This window comes from Thermoleptolyngbya oregonensis NK1-22 (genome assembly GCF_032705245.1).
GTDB classification, from domain to species: domain Bacteria; phylum Cyanobacteriota; class Cyanobacteriia; order Elainellales; family Elainellaceae; genus Thermoleptolyngbya; species Thermoleptolyngbya sichuanensis.
In genome coordinates this window covers 1,660,094-1,674,706 of the sequence record NZ_CP053540.1, presented here as the reverse complement: position 1 = coordinate 1,674,706, position 14,613 = coordinate 1,660,094, and the positions used below count along the sequence as shown (strand labels likewise).

At 55.8% G+C, this 14,613-nt stretch carries 13 protein-coding genes; 6 read left to right on the top strand and 7 right to left on the bottom strand.

Annotated elements, in window-relative coordinates; genetic code table 11:
- Window positions 1–124 precede the first annotated feature (124 nt).
- From HNI00_RS07225 to infB, 3 genes are all read left to right on the top strand, one after another.
- Window positions 125–481, top strand: coding sequence for a hypothetical protein (locus HNI00_RS07225; protein ID WP_316791998.1), 357 nt, complete (start codon window positions 125–127; stop codon window positions 479–481).
- Between the two features lie 148 nt (window positions 482–629).
- Window positions 630–920, top strand: a complete 291-nt coding sequence (locus tag HNI00_RS07220; protein WP_297080144.1) for a YlxR family protein — start codon at window positions 630–632, stop codon at window positions 918–920.
- Window positions 921–1,465: 545 nt separating this feature from the next.
- A complete protein-coding gene (gene infB, locus HNI00_RS07215; protein ID WP_316791995.1) occupies window positions 1,466–4,570 on the top strand; it encodes a translation initiation factor IF-2 in 3,105 nt (1,034 codons plus the stop codon).
- A 244-nt stretch (window positions 4,571–4,814) separates the two neighbouring features.
- Here infB and recN read toward each other — a convergent pair whose 3' ends face one another.
- Window positions 4,815–6,668 (bottom strand): DNA repair protein RecN, encoded by a 1,854-nt coding sequence (gene recN, locus HNI00_RS07210; protein ID WP_316791992.1) that lies wholly within the window; start codon window positions 6,666–6,668, stop codon window positions 4,815–4,817.
- A gap of 345 nt (window positions 6,669–7,013) precedes the next feature.
- On the opposite strand from recN, the gene HNI00_RS07205 reads away from it, so the two are divergent.
- Window positions 7,014–7,604 carry a Uma2 family endonuclease gene (locus tag HNI00_RS07205; RefSeq protein WP_316791990.1) on the top strand — a complete coding sequence of 197 codons (591 nt, stop codon included), beginning with the start codon at window positions 7,014–7,016 and terminating at the stop codon, window positions 7,602–7,604.
- Between the two features lie 5 nt (window positions 7,605–7,609).
- Here HNI00_RS07205 and aroH read toward each other — a convergent pair whose 3' ends face one another.
- Window positions 7,610–8,002 (bottom strand): chorismate mutase, encoded by a 393-nt coding sequence (gene aroH / locus HNI00_RS07200; protein ID WP_172358416.1) that lies wholly within the window; start codon window positions 8,000–8,002, stop codon window positions 7,610–7,612.
- Between the two features lie 110 nt (window positions 8,003–8,112).
- Window positions 8,113–8,958 (bottom strand): signal peptide peptidase SppA, encoded by an 846-nt coding sequence (sppA, locus tag HNI00_RS07195; protein ID WP_316791986.1) that lies wholly within the window; start codon window positions 8,956–8,958, stop codon window positions 8,113–8,115.
- An 81-nt stretch (window positions 8,959–9,039) separates the two neighbouring features.
- Between sppA and recR the strand changes: the two genes are divergently transcribed.
- Window positions 9,040–9,726 carry a recombination mediator RecR gene (recR, locus tag HNI00_RS07190; protein ID WP_316791984.1) on the top strand — a complete coding sequence of 229 codons (687 nt, stop codon included), beginning with the start codon at window positions 9,040–9,042 and terminating at the stop codon, window positions 9,724–9,726.
- Between the two features lie 120 nt (window positions 9,727–9,846).
- Here the strand turns inward: recR and HNI00_RS07185 are convergent, their stop codons facing one another.
- The 3 genes from HNI00_RS07185 to HNI00_RS07175 form a co-directional block, all read right to left on the bottom strand.
- Window positions 9,847–10,254: a hypothetical protein gene (locus tag HNI00_RS07185; RefSeq protein ID WP_297080138.1), complete on the bottom strand. Its 408-nt coding sequence runs from the start codon at window positions 10,252–10,254 to the stop codon at window positions 9,847–9,849.
- Window positions 10,255–10,413: 159 nt separating this feature from the next.
- Window positions 10,414–10,839 carry a phasin family protein gene (locus HNI00_RS07180; RefSeq protein WP_316791982.1) on the bottom strand — a complete coding sequence of 142 codons (426 nt, stop codon included), beginning with the start codon at window positions 10,837–10,839 and terminating at the stop codon, window positions 10,414–10,416.
- A gap of 321 nt (window positions 10,840–11,160) precedes the next feature.
- A complete protein-coding gene (locus HNI00_RS07175; RefSeq protein WP_316791980.1) occupies window positions 11,161–12,336 on the bottom strand; it encodes a M20 family metallopeptidase in 1,176 nt (391 codons plus the stop codon).
- 219 nt (window positions 12,337–12,555) lie between these two features.
- Here HNI00_RS07175 and HNI00_RS07170 point away from each other — a divergent pair, with 219 nt between their 5' ends.
- Entirely contained in the window at window positions 12,556–13,398 is an 843-nt protein-coding gene (locus HNI00_RS07170; RefSeq protein WP_172358422.1) for an SPFH domain-containing protein, read from the top strand.
- Window positions 13,399–13,501: 103 nt separating this feature from the next.
- Here HNI00_RS07170 and prfA read toward each other — a convergent pair whose 3' ends face one another.
- The gene (gene prfA / locus HNI00_RS07165; RefSeq protein WP_316791977.1) at window positions 13,502–14,593 is read right to left on the bottom strand and encodes a peptide chain release factor 1; all 1,092 of its coding nucleotides are present in this window, start codon (window positions 14,591–14,593) and stop codon (window positions 13,502–13,504) included.
- Window positions 14,594–14,613 lie beyond the last annotated feature (20 nt).

The following is a 14,613-nucleotide window of genomic DNA, read 5'->3' as shown; positions in this document are numbered from 1 at the left end:
CGGTTTGGCACTTCTCCGCAGGCGACTATGTGGAACTGAATGCTTTTCAGGACTCTGGATCTAGCCTAAATACAATGGCTGTTTCGAGTGCTTGCCCCGAATTTTGGATTCAGAGGATCGGCGAATGATAGAAATCGTTGCTACGTTGATCGGAATCCTTGCGGGTATCGTTGGAACCTTCCTAAGCGTTCAGGGGCACATGCGAAGCGTGAGGAAAGACTATCAGGCACGCCTGGATGCTGAGTTTCAGCGCCAGGCCGATGCGAAGGTCAAGGAATATGCAGCGCAAAGGGACTTTGAGCATTTGAAGCGCCACCATGAGCAGTTAAAAGCGCTCGTGCTTGAGCTTCAGAAGGATGAGGAAGCCTTGAAAGATGAGGTTCTGGAGCTTAAGGTTCTCAGCAAGGGCGCGTTTGCCAGGATCGAGCAAATTGCTGCCCGTTTGGAGGGAGGAAATACCGGGGGAACCCCCCGGCAGTAATGAGCTAATTTAGGCTAGGTTTTAGTCCTTTCCCAGCCAGCAAGTTTGCATCTACCATAAATCAAGGGATTTAGACCCTATGCGATGGGACTCATAAGCCCAAGGTCGCAGGTTCAAATCCCGCCTGAGCCATTTTCTGAAAACGGTCATGCCACCGCCTAACTATCGTCGCTGTCTCAGTTGCCGAAGACTTGCACCCAAGACAGAGTTCTGGCGAATCGTGCGGGTATATCCGTCTCAGACGATACAATTAGATTATGGGATGGGTCGATCGGCTTACCTGTGCCCGACGGCTAGCTGCTTGCAGGCAGCCCAAAGGAAAGATAGGCTAGGGAGGTCATTAAAAGTGTCTGTACCTGAAGCCGTTTATCAAACGCTGCGGCAGCGTCTTGCTGTAGACTCCACTCAGAAGCCAGACTCGCTGGGGCAAGCCCGGTGATTGTCCTAGGAACTTTCTGAGAGTTGTTACTCTAGGGGAGGGGTCTGTCGCAATCTCATTGTCAGACACTGAAGTTAGGTATGGGCCCGGTAGCAGCCACAGAGATTCAATGACCGATACGGAGACACTTATCACTGATCAAATCGGCTGGATGCCAGACTTTAGGTGCCAGACTCTACGTTGTGTTGACTTTAAGGGAGAACGAGCCTTCAACCACTAAGCATTTTGGGCAGCCTCGGCCAGATAAGGGCGTGCCTTCAACCCAGGAGAGCTTTGTTTTAGTTTTGTGTTCTGCTCTAGTTCGGGGTTTCCTTGCAGATGCGGCAAGAGACATTTGTAGAACCTCAACCTGATGGGCAGTGAATTCTCGAAGCCTTAGCGCTAGAACAAGGACTGGAAACAAAAGTCAACGCAGCAAGCCTAAAGCTGTTTTTGTCTGGGCTTTAACTGTCGAGCATTGTAAACGTCGTCTTGTCACGTCGTCTCGTTAGGAAAGCGAAGCAACATTATGTGAAAATCTCAGTTGGCTAAGAAGGGGAGAGTGGATGAACGGTAAGGTGAGAATTTACGAGTTGTCAAAGGAATTGAATCTGGATAATAGAGAGATTTTGGACGTTTGCGAACAATTGAATATTCCGGTCAAGAGCCACAGCAGCACTATTTCCGAAGCTGAGGCAGCCCGCATCCGCTCAGCGGCCGAGCGGCTTGCCCACAGCCCTTCTGCATCCCATACCCCTCCTGTTCACCGGCCTACCTCAACGCCTTCTTCTATGCCTCAACGAAAACAGAGCGCCGTGCAGCCGCCTGTTAAAAAGCAGCAAATTCTTGAAGTCCGTCGCCATCGCCCTGCGGTAGAGCCACCTAAGCGGCCAGAAGTTCAGCCTGCTCCGGCCCCGCAGCCCACCTCATCTGCGCCGGTGCGTCCGGATCGTCCAGCAGCAGAGCCTGCTGAGGCACGGACAGTTGAGCCTCGGCCAATTGCCACTCCTCCCACTGTTCAAAAGCCTGCGACTCCTGTTTCGGAAGCACCCAAATCGGAAGCCCCCAAAGAAGTAGAGTCTCCTCCAGTTGAAGCGCCCCAGCCCCCTCCTGTGCGCCCTGAAGTGGCGGAGCCTGCACCATTGCCCGAAGAGCAGCCCTCTTTGATGGGGCCGCCTTCTAAGCCTGTGCGAACAGAGTCTGTGAGTTCCGTGAGCCGCCCAGTTCTGAAGAAGGCGAGCGATCGCAGTGATCAGGTGGTCATGCGAGTGGGAGGCGATGACCAGGGGCTTCGGCGATCGCCCACCGCCGCTCGCCCAGAGTCCCGCTCTGGGGAAGCCAGTGAGTCCGCCCCTCGCCGCATTGGTATTACAGAAACTTCTGAACCGCCTGTACTGCGCGCCAAGCCAGTGCTGGAGCTACGCCGCAAGCCCGTTCGTCCAACACCTCCGGGTGCATCCGAAGAGTCTGGCGCAGCCGACACCCGCAGCGCAGGCAGTATGCCTATCCTGGCAGAGCCGCCCACGCTGAAGCCCAAGCCCACGCCACCAACCAAGGTGGCAAAGCGCGGCAAGGATTGGGAGGAGGAAGACGAGGAAAATCCCAACAAGGTAGCTAAGGCCGGTGTGAAGTCCAAGCGGCGATCGCCCAACGTTTTGGACGACGACGAAGACATCGATCTGGATGAGGTGCTGGATGGAGCCGACGGAGATGATTCGGCCCCGACCGCCCTCAGCATTTCGCTGATGCGCCCGCCCAAGCCCAAGAGCCAAAAAGCTCCAGCAAAGCCCGTGGCGGTAGCTGCACCGACGCAGCGGCGGCGCGGGGGTTCTAGCAACGAGCGCTTTAGTCGGCGCGATCGCCGGGAACAGCAGGAAACTCGGCAGCGCCCCGAAATCATTACCCTCACGGGCAGCCTGACGGTGGCAGAACTCGCTGATATGCTGGTTGTTCCCGAAACCGAAGTCATCCGCGCCCTGTTTATGAAGGGCATCATGACCACGGTAAACCAGGTTCTCGACATCCCCACTGCGACGATGGTGGCGGAAGAGATGGGCATTTTGGTGGATACCGAAGCGCCGGAAGCAGAGGCGAAGAAAGTCACAGAAATGCTGGATGCGGGAGATCTGGAAAATCTCCAGCGCCGTCCGCCCGTGGTGACCATCATGGGTCACGTAGACCACGGCAAAACGACCCTACTCGACTCGATCCGCAAGACCAAGGTGGCTCAAGGCGAGGCAGGGGGCATCACGCAGCACATCGGCGCGTATCACGTTGATGTGGAACATAACGGCGAGACGCAGCAGGTCGTTTTCCTGGATACGCCGGGTCACGAAGCCTTTACCGCCATGCGGGCACGGGGGGCGCGGGTGACGGATATCGCTATTCTGGTGGTGGCGGCGGATGACGGGGTGCGTCCCCAAACCATCGAGGCAATTAGCCACGCTAAGGCGGCTGAGGTTCCCATCGTGGTCGCCATTAACAAAGTAGACAAGGAAGAAGCCCAGCCCGATCGCGTGAAGCAAGAGCTAACTGAATATGGGCTGGTGGCTGAAGAGTGGGGCGGCGACACCATTATGGTGCCCGTTAGCGCTCTGACGGGAGAGAACCTGGACACCCTGCTGGAAATGATCCTGCTGGTGGCTGAGGTGGAAGACCTCTACGCCAACCCCGATCGCCCTGCTAAGGGCACAGTGATCGAAGCACATCTGGACAAGGCGAAAGGCCCGGTGGCGACGCTGCTCATTCAGAACGGCACGCTGCGTGTTGGCGACATCTTGGTGGCTGGCTCGGTCTTCGGCAAAGTCCGCGCAATGGTGGACGATCGCGGCAAGCGGGTGGAAGAGGGTAAGCCATCCTTTGCGGTCGAGGTGCTGGGTCTGAGCGATGTGCCTGCTGCGGGTGACGAGTTCGATGTCTATCTGGATGAAAAAGAAGCGCGGGCGATCGCCAGCAACCGCACCGATCAGCAGCGTCTCTCTCGCTTGCAGCAGGCCATGTCGTCTCGTCGCGTCAGCCTGAATACGATTTCCAGCCAGGCCCAAGAGGGCGACCTGAAAGAGCTGAACCTGATTCTGAAGGCAGACGTGCAGGGTTCGGTCGAAGCTATTCTGGCAGCGCTGCAACAGCTTCCCCAAAAAGAAGTGCAGGTGCGGGTGCTGCTGGCGGCTCCGGGCGAGATCACCGAAACTGACGTAGACCTAGCGGCCGCCAGCAGCGCCGTAATCATCGGGTTCAACACAACCTTTGCGAGTGGGGCGCGTCAGGCAGCCGACCAGGCCGATGTAGATGTGCGCGACTATACCGTGATTTATGCTTTGCTGGATGACATCCAGGGCGCAATGGAAGGTCTGCTGGAACCCGAACTGGTGGAAGAGCCGCTGGGCCAGGTAGAAGTCCGGGCTGTGTTTACCGTGGGCAAGGGAGCCGTTGCAGGCTGCTATGTCAAGGAAGGCAAGGTCATCCGCAACAGCAAACTGCGCGTGCGTCGCGGCGGCGAGGTCATCTTCGAGGGCAACCTCGACTCGCTGAAGCGAATGAAGGAAGACGCGAAGGAAGTCAGCGCAGGCTACGAATGCGGCATCGGCGTAGACAACTTCAAGGATTGGCAGGAAGGTGACATCATTGAAGTCTATCGCCTGATCACCAAGCGTCGGACGCTCTCTGCGTAGCGAGCCTGCTAACCCCAGGCTCGTCAAATTAAAGCACTGGTGGACTCCATTTTGATCTCCCCGGTCTACTTAATGAAGACATCTGGAAACATTTCTTATTGTCTTAATTGGGAAGGCTGGGGAAGTTATTTCTGGAAGGATTTCTCGAAAGAGAATAGGGCTGCTTAGGCCAGTTTTCATTCTTGAAAAGTTTTCATTCTTGAAAATATCCCAAAGATATAGTTTTGAAAGCTTTTGAAAGCCTTCAACCCCGATTCCGCCTGGGCTTGGCTACAGTTTTAGTTCCGGCTTTAGTTCCAGAGTCCTGCTGGCGAGATGCGGCCTGAGTCAGCAGCGAATCGGCAAAGGCGATCGCCTCTTCATTCCCACCCACGAGCTGAGCCAGCTCATGGCGGCGCTGATCATCGCTCAGTTGGGATACGCGCACGACCGTCCGCACGTCTTCAGATCCCTCCAGCAAATCCGTATCTACTGGCTCAGAACCTACTGGCTCAGGGGTCGCTTTGACCTTCCTGCGGCCATTGTTGCTGGTGGATTCTGCGGCTGGGTCAATCACCTGCTTATCGACCCGAAAGTGGGTATGGGCCATGGCGGCAACGAGCGGCTGGTGCGTCACGCAGAGTACCTGATGGCGGCTGCCAAGCTGGTGCAGCTTATCGGCGATCGCCTGGGCCACGCGCCCCGACACCCCCACGTCAATTTCGTCAAAGACCATTGTGCCGATCGGATCGACCTGCGAAAAGCACACCTTCAGCGCCAGCAAAAAGCGGCTCATTTCCCCACCAGAGGCGATCGCCGTCAGCGGTTGCAGCGGTTCACCAGGGTTGGGGCTAAACAGAAACGTGATGCGATCGCCCCCGGCCGCTGTTGGATTCACCGGCGTAATCTCCACCTGAAACTGCACCTTTTCCATGGCCAGCGGCTTTAGTTCCTCAATGATTCGAGCTTCCAGCGTGTGGGCGGCGGCGCGACGCAGTTCCGTAAGCTGGGCACAGGCGGCGGCGAGTTCTTGCTGACGCTGGGCATAGTGGGCTTCCAGCGCTTCTAGCGATTGTCCGCCATCGCTGAGCGCGTCCACATCTGCCTGCACCCGCTGCGCGTAGGCGATCGCCTCGGCAAGGGTCGGGCCATACTTCTTGCAAATCTGCTTAAGCTGAATAATTCGCTGCTCTACGGCTTCTAGGCGCTCCGGGTCTGCTTCCAACCCCTCACCGTAGGTGTTGATTTGCCGACCCGCCTCCTGTATCCGCGCCAGCGCTTCCGCCACCATATCCAACACTGGCTCCAGATCTCGGTCATAGCGCACCATATCCGTCAACCAATTTTCCGCTTTGCCCAACAGATCTGCCGCTGCATTGCCGCCCGTGTCGTTTTGGTAGAGCGCCTGATACACCTGATAGCTCTGTTGCTGTAGCTCCACCGTATGGCTGAGGCGCTGGCGTTCCTGCTCTAACTGCTCCAACTCTTGCGGATCGCTGAGATTTGCCGCCGCCAGTTCCTTTGCCTGATATTCAAACAAATCAAGCTGCTGCTGGCGTTGTTGCTCCATCTGGCGGCGTTTTTCTAGCGCTTGTGCCGCCTGCTGAAACGCGGCATAGGTAGCTGCAACAACTTCTCGCTGCTGCATCAGGGCAGCGCCACCAAAGCTATCGAGCCAGTCGCGCTGGAGGCTGGGCTGCCCCAGTTGCACGGTTTGCCCCTGGGCGGTAATTTCCACGAGGCGATCGCGCAGGTCTTCCATCTGCTGCTTGTTCACCACTACCCCATTCACCCGCGAACGGCTGCGGACGCTGCCCTGCCCCAGCGTCATCTCGCGGCTACACACCAGCGTTTCATCCTCTAGCGGCTCAATATCCTGCGCCGCCAGCCAGTCTTGCAGCACAGGCTCCATCGCAAAGGTCGCCTCGATTCGCGCCGAATCCGCCCCCGTTCGCACCGCCCGCCCCGATACCTTGCCGCCCAGTGCCGCATCCAGCGCGTCGAGAATAATCGATTTGCCCGCGCCCGTTTCCCCCGTCAGCACGTTCAAGCCCTGGCCAAACCGAATCTCTAGGCAATCGACCAGGGCAAAGTTCTCAATGTTGAGAGAAATTAACATAGGAGGGGCAAAGAGAACACCTGGATCAAGATATGGAAATCAAAATACGGATCACCCTAATGGCTCAACTATCAGGGGCTAGAATCTTAGAGTAGAACATTTGAATTGCTACCCGGCCACACATTTCAGTGTATAGCAGGCAAATGGCGCATCAAGATCTTTGGGACATCTTTGAGTCTGTAAGTCTGTAAATAGTCGCATGTCTCAAAGTCGCATGTCTCAAAGTCGCATGTCTCAAAGTCTCAAAATTTTCTAGCGTTCAGCCCTGAACTCTACTCCTTGACCTCCAAATCCTGCCATAGAGCCTATTCTAGAGTTAACGCCAGCGCAAGGAGCCACCGTCCAATGACCCACTTCACTATTGATCTGAGTGCCATTACTGTGCTGACTGACGCTCAGTTTGACGCGCTCTGTGCCAACAATCCCGACATCAAGTTTGAGCGCACCCCCAACGGAGAACTCGTCATTATGGCTCCCACCGGCGGAGAAACTGGAAAAGATAATGCAACTCTTACAGCCGATTTTGTGATTTGGAATCGGCAGACTGGGCTAGGCGTTGTGTTCGATTCGTCTACCTGTTTTCGGTTACCGGGTGGGGGCGATCGCTCTCCTGACGTAGCCTGGGTTGAAAAGGCTCGCTGGGAAGCCCTGCCACCCAATCTCCGTCGCAAGTTTCCGCCCATCTGCCCTGACTTTGTGCTGGAACTCCTCTCCCCCAGCGACAATCCCCAAACCATTCGCACCAAGATGCAGGAATACCTTTCCTGTGGCGCAAAGCTCGGCTGGATGCTGAATCCAGAGGAACAGCAAGCCGAAATTTATCGACCCGACCAGCCCGTAGAAGTGCTAGACGCGCCCACTAGCCTGTCCGGTGAACCCGTTCTGCCGGGGCTGGTTTTGCAATTGGACTGGCTATGGGAAGGCGCGGTGAAGTGATGCCCCTACTGGAGCGTCATCGGCGCATACTGCCAATCCGGGCGCAGTTCTGCCGCCTCTCGCAGGTAGGCATGGCGGACGCGCACCTCCGCAGGTAGGTTGATTTGCAGCAGCAGCCGGATGCAGCGCGGTAGGCTGCCTTTCACCGCCATTTGCTGCAAATCCAGCAGCGGCACATCGTTCCAGCCGGGGCGCTGGCGGGCAATTTTGGCCGGAAAGACAGCATCCAGATCTGGCGTAACGGAGAAAATCAGGTTCACGATTTCGTCCGGGTCGAGGACTCCGGGGTTGAGCCGTTCCAGTTCTTCCAATAGCTCGATTACCGCTTCGGCGATCGCCCCTTCCGTATTCTCTGCAACCGTCGTTGCACCCCGAATTGCCCGAACTCGCCAACCCACAGATTTGTCCTCCCGTTTTGAGTATTTAGGAAATGGAGCGTAGAAGGATTGGGACTGGGAGAAGGGTTACTGCTCCGCCATGCCATCACTTCGTGACTCCATCACCCCGCCTATGGCCGATACATCCACAGCGGCACGCCGCTCGTCGCCAGTTCAAACTCGATCCAGTCTGTAGCCGAAGATAGCCTGTGGGCAAGCAAACTGCCAAGGCGATCGCCCTGCATTTCACTCCCCGTTCGCAATCGGCGGAGCAAGCTCTTTTTCTCCTCGATGTTAAACGTGCGAGTCTTTTCTGGATCGAGGCCAGCCAGTTCGCAGGCCCAGCGACGAGCATCTTCCTCAGTCCCCAGGCGATCCACCACACCCAGTTCCAGCGCTTGTTGCCCCGTGAAAATCCGTCCATCGGCAAAGCCCCGGACAGTTTCAACTGCTAGGTTCCTAGCTTCAGCCACCGTTTGCACAAACTGACCGTAGCTCGTGTCAATCAGCTCTTGCAGAATATGTTGCTCTGGCTCTGTCAGTTCTCGGTCAAAGGCCAGAATGTCTTTATACGGGCCAGATTTAATCACCTTAAAGGACACGCCAATTCGCTCCAGCAGGCGCTCCAGATTATTGCCCCGCAGAATGACACCGATACTGCCCGTCACCGTGCCAGGGTTTGCCACAATATGCTGTGCGCCCATGCCAATATAGACACCGCCAGAGGCTGAGATATTGCCAAAGCTGGCGACGATTTTGATTTTTTCACCCAGCCGCTTTAGCGCTTGATAGATTTCCTGAGAATCGCCCACTGTTCCACCAGGGCTGTCGATTCGTAGCAACAGTGCAGGAAACTTCCGCTCCTCGACTTGCTTGAGGGCTTCCAGGACACGCTTACGAGTGTCACTGGCGATCGCCCCCGCCACCTCAATCCGGGCAATCTGCTTGCGAAACGACGGCTTAAAGAGCCTCACCATAGGTTTTCTAACTAACAAAAATTACGCTCAATTCTACGATTCTAAAGCGGAATCGCAGGTGTCCTCAAATTCGCAGCCAGGATGCAACTGCTGAACAGCCCCAATCCTGCAACCATCCTCTATGATCGAAAATCTACGCCCCTTTTGCGCCTCGCGGCCCCTGGAGGAACCCTGGTCTACACTCGTCCCCTCGCCCGCCTGATTGAACAGTTACAACGGCTTCCTGGCGTTGGGCCTAAATCGGCTCAGCGGCTGGCGCTGCACATTCTTAAGCGGCCAGAAGAAGAAGTGAAAGCCCTAGCCCAGGCGTTGCTAGAGGCAAAACAGCAAGTCGGACTGTGTTCCGTTTGTTTTCACCTGTCGGCCGAACCCGTCTGCGACATTTGCAAAAATCCCAGCCGCGATCCGCAGCTCATCTGCGTGGTGGCCGATTCTCGCGATGTCATCGCCCTAGAAAAAACTCGCGAATACAAGGGCAAATACCACGTTTTGGGCGGCTTGATTTCTCCGATGGAAGGCATCGGCCCCGACCATCTCCATATTTCGCCCCTGGTTAAGCGCGTAGCCCAGCAGGGCGTTGAGGAAGTCATCATGGCCATCAGCCCCAGTGTAGAAGGCGACACCACCACGCTTTATGTTGGGCAACTGCTAAAGCCGTTTACCAAGGTCACCCGCATTGCTTTTGGGCTGCCGATGGGGGGCGACCTGGAATACGCCGACGAGGTGACGCTGGCGCGGGCGCTAGAGGGCAGGCGAGAGCTAGAGTAGCGAGAGTAAACGGAAAGGCAAGCGTAAAGGTAAACAATCAGCAGTAAACAGTCAGCAGGGATGCCAGCGTTCACTTGCCAGCGTTTACTTTAGGCATTTACTTTACTTTAGGCGTTTACTTTAGGCTTTATCCCCACCTTTCCAGACCGACTCAAAATCGGGGCACTGCTCCCCTTCCCAGCCAAACGGGTGCATTCCGCAGACCAGCATCGTGCCGCCGTAGACTTGGCCGTGGTAGTTGCGGCAGCCGACGCAGGCGGGATGACGGTTGAGAATGGGGTCAACGGTTTGGTTAAAGGGCTGCACGGTTTCCTGGATGGTGCTTTCTACGCCCGTCACCGCATTGATAAAGGGAGCCAGCCACTCTTCCATCTGGCGATCGATCTGGTCGAGATCGGGGGCGATCGCCTCATTCAGCCGCTCTGCCACTTCGTCCGACCATTCAAAAATTGCATCCACCGCCTCATTCACGTCGCGGTTAATCTCTTCTAGGAACTGTTCTACTTGCTGGGCGATCGTCTCAAACATAGGTCTCAGGGGTTGGGGATCAAGTTTTAAAAGTCAGGGTCGAGCGGCAATACCAAGGGTAAAGGTTGGGATCAATACGGAACATAGAATCAGCGCGATCGCAGCCCTGCCAAGCAGATCCCCCGCCGCTCCTCATCCCCAATTCCGAATCCCCAGTCCCTAATCCCGTTTCAGCCGTCTCAGTTCCTCTTGCAGCTTGGCGACTTGCTGACGCAGATCATCCGCCGTTGGCTGGCTCGGCGACTGACCCGATGTTGCAGAGTTTTCGGTTGCAGAGTTTTCGGCGGTCGGCTGGCCAGCAGAGGGCGTTGGCTCTTCCTCATCTGTCAGAATCTCGATGCGGCGCAGCTCTGTGGTTTTTTCAGGTTCACCCCCAGCGGGCTGCTGAGCGCGGTTCATCATCTCTTCCACCATGCGGCGGGCTTCTTCGGCGCTGATTTCGCCACGAGCAACCATTTCATCCGCCAGCTTTTGCGCCTGCACCCGCAAATCTGCCAGCGTGCTGCCCGCTTTTTCGCCCGCGTAGGATGCTAGCCCAACTCCCAGATAAAATGCCTTTTGAACCAGATCTCCAAAGCCTGCCATAGCGATGTGGCTCCTCTGCCAAGCGTCTAGATGTTGCAAATGTTGCAATATTGTGAGTTGCAATATTGCAATGTGGCGATGTTGCGTTAGAAGTTAACCAGGCAAACGCACAAAAGTATGCGAAATCTTGCCGAGAATTGCCGAAAGAATACGCAGCCGTCTGGCGTTTTTCCAGTGGTCAATACTATTCAGCATAGCGGTTTAGCGAGGTGGTTAACCGGGTAGGATTTCTAGACACCCAGGTACGGAAATTTGTGACAGACGTTTATAGTGGAAGGGCCCAGCGATCCTGCTCTAATCCTCTACACCCCAACTCTCTGATTACTGCTGCCAGTATTTATACGCTGCGTAGGCCATCGTCACCACGCCCGTCACGATCGCCGTTTCGTCTACATGAAACTGGGGATGGTGCAGCGGATAGTTGGGCTTGTCAGCAAAGGCTACACCCAGGCGAAACATGGTGCCAGGAGCATGTTGCAGATACAGTGAGAAGTCCTCTGCACCGAGGGAGGGTTCTAACAGAATTTGGACGCGATCGCCCCCCCAGGCTTCCGATGCCGCCGACTCCATAATCTGCGTCAACGCTGGATCATTTTGTACCGAAGGCACACCCCGGCGATAGTTCATCGTGTACTTTGCCCCATAGCTCTGACAGACATTCGCCACGATTTGCTCGATCCAGACCGGCAGACTAGCGCTGGTTTCAGGATGGAGCGATCGCACAGTCCCCAGCATCCGCACCTGATCCGCAATCACATTCGGTGCCCGCCCGCCCTGGATTTGCCCAATCGTTAGCACCACCGGCCGCAGCGGGTTTTGCGTCCGGCTAATTGCCTGTTGCAGCGTCGTCACCACCTGCGATGCAATCCAAATCGCGTCGATCGCCTCATGCGGACGCGCCCCATGCCCCGACTCGCCCATAATCACCAGTTCCAAATCGTCCGCCGCCGCCGTCAGTGCCCCATAGCGAATCCCCACCGATCCCCCCGGAATCGTCGGAAACGTGTGAACCCCAAAGATAGCCGTCACGCCCTCCATCACCCCATCCCGAATCATCCAGCCTGCGCCCTGCGCCGTCTCCTCCGCAGGCTGAAACAAAAACCGAGTTGTGCCTGGAAACTGAATCCCCAACTGCGCCAGCACCATCGCTGTCCCCAGCCCCACGGTGGTATGCACATCATGACCGCAGGCGTGCATAATTCCCGGCTGCCGCGAAGCAAATTCCAGTCCTGTACGCTCCTGAATTGGCAGCGCATCCATATCCGTGCGAATTGCCAGCATTCGGCAGTCTCTATCTGTGCCGCGCAGTTCTGCCACTACGCCTGTCTTACCGACTAGTTCCTGCACATGCAGTCCACAAGACGACACCACTCCTGAAACATAAGCGGCCGTCTGGTATTCCTGTCCGCTCAGTTCAGGATGGCTGTGCAGATGGCGGCGAATTTCAACCAGTCGGGGGGCAAGGCTCGCAGCAAGATCTTTAATTTGGCTCAGCATGGAGACAGACAATGGTAGAGGTTAACCTCATAATAAAGAGTTGTTAAGAAAAGGTTCTACTGGCCGCCTCCATCACCTCATCACCCTATCACGGTTCATCCGTACCAAATCCCGCCACAAAGGATACATTAGAAGAACAGTCTCTTCTCTATAGTCTTTTCTCTCTAGTCTTTCTCTCTACTCTCTTCTCTCTAACGCTGCTTTGGAGAATCGCACCCTATGGAGTCCATCGTTGCTGCCCTTGCTCTCCTAATTGTGGGTTATACTGTCGGCTCCGTCAGAATTATCAATCAGGGCACCGAGGCGCTAGTAGAGCGGCTAGGGAAATTTCACCGCAAGCTCACGGCAGGGCTGAATTTTGTGGTGCCGTTCCTCGACACGATTGTTCTAGAAGAATCCACCCGGGAGCGCGTGCTGGATATCGACAAGCAAAAGGCGATTACCGGGGACAACGTATCGGCTGACGTAGATGCAGTAGTCTACTGGCGAATCTTGCAGCTAGAGCGCACGTTCTATGCCGTGGAAAATATTGAGGAAGCGCTGGAGAGCCTGGTGACGACGACGCTCCGTTCCGAAATTGGGCGGATGAGTCTAGCTCAGACCTTTTCCTCTAGAAATGAGATCAACCAGGCCTTGCTGCACCAGCTTGACGAAGCAACTGCAACCTGGGGCGTGAAGGTGACGCGGGTGGAGGTGCAGAGCATTGAGCCTGCCCCAGATGTGCTGCGGGCAATGGAGCTAGAACGTGCGGCCGAAAGTAAAAAGAAGGCGGCTATTTCTGAAGCGCAGGGCAAAAAACAGGCGGCAATTGAAGAAGCCGAGGGTGCGGTGCAATCCATGAAAATGATTGCGGATGCGCTAAAGTCTCAGCCCAACAGCCGGGAGATTATGAAATATCTGGTCGCACAACGATACGTCGATGCCAGCTATCGACTCGGCGACAGCCCAAACTCCAAAATTGTGTTCATGGACCCGAAAGCACTGACCGAAGCCCTGAGCGAGCTAATCGATCCTAATGCTCCACCGCCCAGTCAGCATCCACTCAATCCGCCAAAAGAGTGATAAGCCGTTCTTGACCCTAGTGTCCTGCTAAAACGGATGGAGTAGAGGTATCGAGCTTCATGAAGGCTTGATGCGGGTTTGATATACATCGATCGGGCTTGCATCAAGAAGACGCAGCCATTTCCTCCAATCGCTCTTGCTGGTCTTTGGAAATGCAAGACTGGATCAAATCTTCCAAATCGCCCTCCAGAACAGCATTGAGACTAAAGTTTTGGTTTAGGCGATGGTCGGTGACACGATTGTCCTTGTAGTTGTAAGTCCGAATTTTTTCGGGGCGTTCGCCCGTACCAACCTGAGAGCGACGCATTGAGGTGACGGCTTCTTGCTGTTCTCGCAGCTTGATTTCGTAAAGCTTAGCTCGCAAGATTTGCATGGCGCGTTCGCGGTTTTGAAGCTGCGATCGCTCTTCGGTGCAAAATACGCGAATGCCTGTTGGCTTGTGGATCAGGTCAACAGCGGTTTCTACCTTGTTCACGTTCTGCCCGCCTGCGCCACCCGATCGCGCTGTTTTTAGCTCGATATCCTTTGGGTCGATTTCCACTTCCACATCATCGACTTCCGGCATGACAGCGACCGTCGCGGTCGAGGTGTGAACCCGCCCGCCTGCCTCCGTCACAGGGACTCGCTGCACTCGATGAACGCCAGCCTCGAACTTGAGCTTGCTATATACCTGGTCGCCCTGAATTTCCAAGATGGCTTCCTTAAAGCCGCCCATATCCGCCAGCGACTCGCTGACCATCTTGACCCGCCAGTTTTGGCTTTCGGCATACCGAGAATACATCCGCAGCAGGTCACCCGCCCAAATGCTAGCCTCGTCGCCACCTGCACCCGCCCGGATCTCCAGCATGATGTTCTTGTCATCGTTGGGATCTCGCGGCAGCAGCAGCACCTTTAGCCGATTTTCCAAGTGCGCGATTTTTTCTTCTAGCTCGTCTACTTCCAGCGCCGCCATTTCCCGCAGTTCTGCATCGCCACCCGCGTCTTTCAGAATCTGTCGCGCCCCTTCTAGGTCGCTTTGGGCTTTTTTCCATGCGTCAAAGGTCGTCACCGTTTCTTCTAGTGACGACCGAGTTTTAGCAAGCTTTTGGAACTCCGTGGGATCGGTTGCAATATCGGGATCAGCCAGCCGCCGCGTCAGTTCGTGAAAGGTTTGCTCTACAGAATTCAGCTTGTCGAGAAGATAGGCTTCTGCCATAACGGTGGGAGTGGGAAAGA

Excerpts from the sequence above, each read along its gene's own strand:
- HNI00_RS07225 (WP_316791998.1), top strand. The coding sequence starts at position 125 with ATGATAGAAATCGTTGCTACGTTGATCGGAATCCTTGCGGGTATCGTT.
- HNI00_RS07220 (WP_297080144.1), top strand. The coding sequence starts at position 630 with ATGCCACCGCCTAACTATCGTCGCTGTCTCAGTTGCCGAAGACTTGCA.
- infB (WP_316791995.1), top strand. The coding sequence starts at position 1,466 with ATGAACGGTAAGGTGAGAATTTACGAGTTGTCAAAGGAATTGAATCTG.
- recN (WP_316791992.1), bottom strand. The coding sequence starts at position 6,668 with ATGTTAATTTCTCTCAACATTGAGAACTTTGCCCTGGTCGATTGCCTA.
- HNI00_RS07205 (WP_316791990.1), top strand. The coding sequence starts at position 7,014 with ATGACCCACTTCACTATTGATCTGAGTGCCATTACTGTGCTGACTGAC.
- sppA (WP_316791986.1), bottom strand. The coding sequence starts at position 8,958 with ATGGTGAGGCTCTTTAAGCCGTCGTTTCGCAAGCAGATTGCCCGGATT.
- recR (WP_316791984.1), top strand. The coding sequence starts at position 9,040 with ATGCAACTGCTGAACAGCCCCAATCCTGCAACCATCCTCTATGATCGA.
- HNI00_RS07185 (WP_297080138.1), bottom strand. The coding sequence starts at position 10,254 with ATGTTTGAGACGATCGCCCAGCAAGTAGAACAGTTCCTAGAAGAGATT.
- HNI00_RS07180 (WP_316791982.1), bottom strand. The coding sequence starts at position 10,839 with ATGGCAGGCTTTGGAGATCTGGTTCAAAAGGCATTTTATCTGGGAGTT.
- HNI00_RS07175 (WP_316791980.1), bottom strand. The coding sequence starts at position 12,336 with ATGCTGAGCCAAATTAAAGATCTTGCTGCGAGCCTTGCCCCCCGACTG.
- HNI00_RS07170 (WP_172358422.1), top strand. The coding sequence starts at position 12,556 with ATGGAGTCCATCGTTGCTGCCCTTGCTCTCCTAATTGTGGGTTATACT.
- prfA (WP_316791977.1), bottom strand. The coding sequence starts at position 14,593 with ATGGCAGAAGCCTATCTTCTCGACAAGCTGAATTCTGTAGAGCAAACC.